The sequence below is a fragment of the Actinopolymorpha sp. NPDC004070 genome (assembly GCF_040610475.1).
Classification (GTDB): Bacteria; Actinomycetota; Actinomycetes; order Propionibacteriales; family Actinopolymorphaceae; genus Actinopolymorpha.
The window spans coordinates 1-1,465 of the sequence record NZ_JBEXMJ010000033.1; the positions used below are offsets into that span (position 1 = coordinate 1).

At 66.8% G+C, this 1,465-nt stretch carries 1 protein-coding gene; it reads left to right on the top strand.

Translation table 11 applies throughout. The annotated features are described in order from the left end of the window. The first annotated feature begins 373 nt into the window (after window positions 1–373). Window positions 374–1,444, top strand: coding sequence for an IS110 family transposase (locus ABZV93_RS28795; protein ID WP_354942097.1), 1,071 nt, complete (start codon window positions 374–376; stop codon window positions 1,442–1,444). Window positions 1,445–1,465 lie beyond the last annotated feature (21 nt).

Sequence of the window (1,465 nt, forward strand, 5' to 3'; positions counted from 1 at the left end):
TGTGAGACTCGCAGTTGGTTGCTCTAGCCATGGGCACCACCGGGCGGCGCGACGGTCGTCGCGCCTGGCCGGTTCGTAAGTAGGCAGTCCGGCCTGCGGCCTGTCTGCCGCGGTCACCTGGTGATCGCTGCCAGGTTGGTGCCGGTGAACACGACTGACCCAATCACTCACTGGCCGCCAGCCAGTTCCATCGGCGTGCCTTCATGTGGATATGTCGTCGTGATCGCCGGCACCGGCCTGGCCCACCGAACCGCTGGCCTGATCAGAAGCCTGGCCGACCGAGCTGGTCGTGCCTCATCACAGTCCTGCCGCGCGGTGACCGCATCCAGGCCGGTGCCGACACCCATTTGGCTCCGCCCAAAGGAGGAACCGCATGCCCATGCTGACAGGACGCGTCGAGTACGTCATTGGTGTGGACACACACCGCGACACCAACACCGCGGCCGTGGTCACCGCCGCCGGCGCGGTCGTCGCCCATCGGCAATGCCCAACCGACACGTCGGGATATCAACAGGTCGTCGCGTTCGCTGACCAGCACGCGTCCGGCCGGCGTGTCTGGGCGATCGAAGGCACTGGCAGCTTCGGCTCCGGCCTGACCACCTATCTTCTCGACCGTGGCGAGTGGGTCGTCGAGATCGATCGTCCAGCCCGGCCCGCGCGGCGCAACGGCGCCAAGACCGACGACCTCGACGCCGTCCGGGCCGCCCGCGAAGCCCTCGCCCGTGAGCACCTGGCCGCGCCGCGAACCCGTGGAGATCGTGAAGCGCTCCGCGTGCTGATCAGCGCTCGCCAAGGAGCGGTCCTCGCGCGTACGAAGGCGATCGGGCAGCTCAAAGCACTGATCGTCAACGCACCCGAGTCACTGCGTGACCAGCTTCGCGGTGCAACCACCGACCAGCAACTACACCGGTGCTCTCGACTACGCACCCTGCCCTCACAGTCGGTCGAGCACCGAGCCACCGTGCGGGCGATTCGTGCTGTTGCTCGCCGAGCTCTGTTCCTGCAAGCCGAGGCCGCCGAACACGAAACCGAACTCAACGAACTCGTTGCCGCCGCCTGCCCCCAACTCCTCGACCGACCCGGCATCGCCACGATCACCGCAGCACAGTTCCTGGTGTCCTGGTCCCACCACGGCCGCATCCGCAACGAGGCCGCGTTCGCCGCACTCGGCGGTGTCGCACCCATCCCCGCCAGCAGCGGCCAAACCATTCGGCATCGACTCAACCGCAGCGGCGACCGGCAGCTGAACCGGGCACTGCACACCGTCGCGCTGTCCCGGCTGCAACACCACGCCCCCACCAAGGCCTACGCCAGCCGGCGAACCACCGAGGGCAAGACACCACGCGAGATCAAACGCTGCCTCAAACGCGCAATAGCGCGCGAGATCTACCGCCTACTCCAAGCCAACGCTCAAGCTGCAAGAACGACCGAACAGGCCGCTTGACAATCATAGAAGCATCCACAT

What these genes read in the sequence shown, in the direction of transcription:
- ABZV93_RS28795 (WP_354942097.1), top strand. Translation starts at nt 374, where the DNA reads ATGCCCATGCTGACAGGACGCGTCGAGTACGTCATTGGTGTGGACACA.